1 pseudogene is annotated in these 2,171 nt (G+C 74.5%); it reads right to left on the bottom strand.

Annotated elements, in window-relative coordinates:
• Positions 1–2,171: pseudogene (locus CH341_RS14110) on the bottom strand (hypothetical protein); the annotation flags it as partial.

Here is a 2,171-nt window from a genome sequence, read left to right as displayed (position 1 = left end):
GCCGGCGCCGGGGGTGGCGAGGCGGGTGGCAAGGAGGGTGGCGAGGGGGCGGCGAGGGCGCCGGCGCCGGGCGGCGGCGCCGCCGGCACGGTCGCAGGAGCGGCCGGCATCGGCGGGGCGAGCAGCGAGGTCTCGTCCTTCAGCTTCGGAAGATGCTTCTCGATCAACGCCTTGGCGGTGGGCGACGCATGCGACAGCGCGCGCGCCGCAGCGGCGAGGTCGGATTGCGGCACCAGATCGGCGAGCTGAGACCCGCCACGGCTCGCACCGGTCCGCTCGGGGTCCGGCATAAGCGTTTGGGTCGGCTGAACTTTCTGTGTCGCGACCAGCTCGGCCGTGCCGCTGCCCTCGGGTCCGAAGGCGCGCATGCCGATCGGCACCAGGGCCAGCGCGATCACCACCACGCTGGTCGTCATGAACAGCGCCTTGACCCGGTCGGTGAGCTTGCGGCCGCGGCTGCCGTCGGCGGAATCGCCAAGAGTTTGAGAGGCTTGTGGGCCAGGCTGCTCGCTCGCGGCCTGCGCGGCGCGGCGCGCCGCCAGGATGAAGTTCGGCCGCGCGCCATTGGCCGCCGGCGCCTCCGCGGCGGTCCCGAGCGCCGCCTGCGACGCCGCGATCCGGTCGGCCGCGCTGCGTCCGCCGCGATACCAGGGCGGCCCGGAGCCCGGCTCGATGGGCGCGTCGGGGGGCAGCGGACCGTCGCCAAGCATTTGATTCGACGGCTCGATCGCCTCGGCCGCCGGACGCGGCGGCGGGCCGATCGGGGTCGCCAGGCCGGTGCCTCGCGAGGCCGGCGCGAGCAGCGCCGTCTCCGGCGCCGGCGGCAGGTCGGGAGCCGGCGACCGCCTTGACGGACCACGCAAATCCGTCTCGATCGCGGCCAGCCGGTCGGCCATCCGGCCGAGCGTGCCGTGCGCCGCATCGAGCGACTCGCGGGTGCGCCGGTCGGCGTCCTCCTGGGTCTTGCGGATGCCCTCGACGTCGCGGGCCAGCGCCACGAAGGCCGGGCTCGCCTCGGCGGGCGCCGCCTGCTGGGCCTGCAGCGCCTCGACATGGGCCAGCAGGTCGGCCATGCCCCGCTCCAGGGCCGGCAGCATGTCGAGCCGCGACTCGGATTGCTCAATCTTCTGAACGAGCTGGACGATGCGCTGCTCGAGCGGTGCAAGCCCCGGATGGTCGAGGGCCGAGCGCTCGATGCTGTCCAGCTTGTCGGCGAGCAGGCGGATGCGGTCCTCGACCTGGGCCACCACGGCCGGATCCAGCGTGCCGGCATTGATGCGGTCGAGCTTGTCCCCGATGTCGCTGATCCGCGCCTCGATGGGCGCCAGCGACGGCCGCTCGTCCGCCATCAGGTCGAATTTCTCCAGCCGCTCGGCCAGCGACGCCATCAGCGGCTCGAGCGTCGGCGACACGGCCGGCGGGCCGCCGGCCTCCGTCGCGCCCTCGCGCGCCGTCTTGGCGGCGCTCTGGGCCGCCAGCGTCTCGGCGATGCCGCTGATCTGCCGCTCCAAATTGGCGAGCAGATCGTGCTGCGGCGAGCCCGAGACCGGCGGCGGCGCCGGCGGCGGCTCGCGGTCGATCTTCTCGGACAGCGCGCGCACCTCGGCCACCAGCGCGGCCAGCGCGTCGCCGGACGCCACCGTCGAGACGATGCCGCGCAGCGTGTCGACAGCGCCCTGCAGCTGATGCAGCACGGTCGCGTCGAGGCCCTCGGCCGAGACCTGGTCGACCTTGCTGAACAACGTGTTGACGGAGCCGGCGAGCTCGGCGGGCGCGAGCCCGCGCAGCGCGTCGCGCAGCTCGGCGAGCCCCTGGTCGAGCGGCGCCAGCACGGCGGGATCGAAGGCGGCGCCGCGGCTCTCGTCGAGCTTCTGGGAAAGCGCCCTCACCTCGCATTCCAGCGCCTCGAAGGCGTGGCGGGGAACGAGATCGTGGACGACGCGGCCGATCTCGCGCAGCTCGTCGCGCAGCTCCGAGGCGATCTCCTCGGCCCGGCACGGCGAGCGCAGCGTCTCGATCTGGATGGTGATGAGGCGGAGCTGCTCCTCCAGCCGCGACAGGTCCGGCGCCGCGGGGGCGAGCGCCGCCGGATCCATCACGGGCGCGAACATGCTCGGCACCGAGGGAGCCGCGTCGCCGTCGAGGGCGCGCTGGCGCGCCGCGATCTCGGC

Origin of the sequence: Rhodoplanes roseus (genome assembly GCF_003258865.1) — a bacterium.
Classification (GTDB): Bacteria; Pseudomonadota; Alphaproteobacteria; order Rhizobiales; family Xanthobacteraceae; genus Rhodoplanes; species Rhodoplanes roseus.
The sequence above is the reverse complement of the archived record's forward strand: the minus strand, read 5'-3'. Positions and strand labels throughout refer to the sequence as shown.